1 protein-coding gene and 1 pseudogene are annotated in these 817 nt (G+C 59.2%); both read left to right on the top strand.

What is annotated here, in order from left to right; genetic code table 11:
• Positions 1-199, top strand: a 199-nt coding sequence (locus tag NOV21_RS08890; RefSeq protein WP_283171745.1) for a hypothetical protein, incomplete at its 5' end; no start/stop codon positions are given.
• A gap of 202 nt (positions 200-401) precedes the next feature.
• A pseudogene (locus NOV21_RS08895) lies at positions 402-817 on the top strand (YjdF family protein); the annotation flags it as partial.

An 817-nucleotide genomic window follows, 5' to 3' on the forward strand; every position in this document is an offset into this window, starting at 1 on the left:
GCGCATCGCCGACGGCCTGCCCGCCCAGGCGGTCTCGGCGCATCGCGCGCTCAACATGCTCGTAGGCGATGATGCAGACGGAATCGAGATAGAGGCCGAGGTCTGCCGTCTGATGGGCTTCGGCCCCGCAACGTATGCGCTTGTGGAAAATCTGACAGCGGATTCAGCGGAGAGCGATACCGAGGAAAGCCGGTTCTGAGCGCCATTCCAGCACTTCTGCCATAATGGGGTGCGGTGTCGCTTCCTAAAAGCAGCGCCCGCAAAGATAAAAACGCAATGCGCGCCACACGAGGTGCGCTAGAGCCGGTAGGTAGCCCGGCCGTCTCGCAGAAGCGAGGCAAGTAACCCTCCCTCCTTGGGTTGTCCGTTCTCTTGCGCAACCACATACAAGGAGGAAATCCATGGAGCGATCCAGCATCACGCTGACCGTCTTGTTCGATGCGCCCTTTTGGGTGGGCATCTTCGAGCGCGTCGAGAGCGGCCGGCTTACCGTGGCCAAGGTCATCTTTGGCGCGGAGCCGAAGGACTACGAGGTGCACGACTTTGCGCTCAGGCACTTCTGCGACCTCAAGTTCAGCCCTGCGGTAGCCGCTGAAGAGCAGCGCACAAGCGAGAACCCAAAGCGCCGCCAGCGTGCTGCCCGAAAACAGATGCAAGAATCAGGCATAGGCACCAAATCATAAAAGGCGCTGCAACTACAGCTTGAAGTTGCAAAGGCAGAGCGAAAACACGCCAGCAAAGAACAGCGCGAAGCAGAGAAGCAGCGTCAGTTCGACCTCAAGCAGCAGAAGCACAAGGAGAAACGCCGAGGGCATTA

It is taken from the genome of Curtanaerobium respiraculi (assembly GCF_024609215.1).
Classification (GTDB): Bacteria; Actinomycetota; Coriobacteriia; order Coriobacteriales; family Eggerthellaceae; genus Curtanaerobium; species Curtanaerobium respiraculi.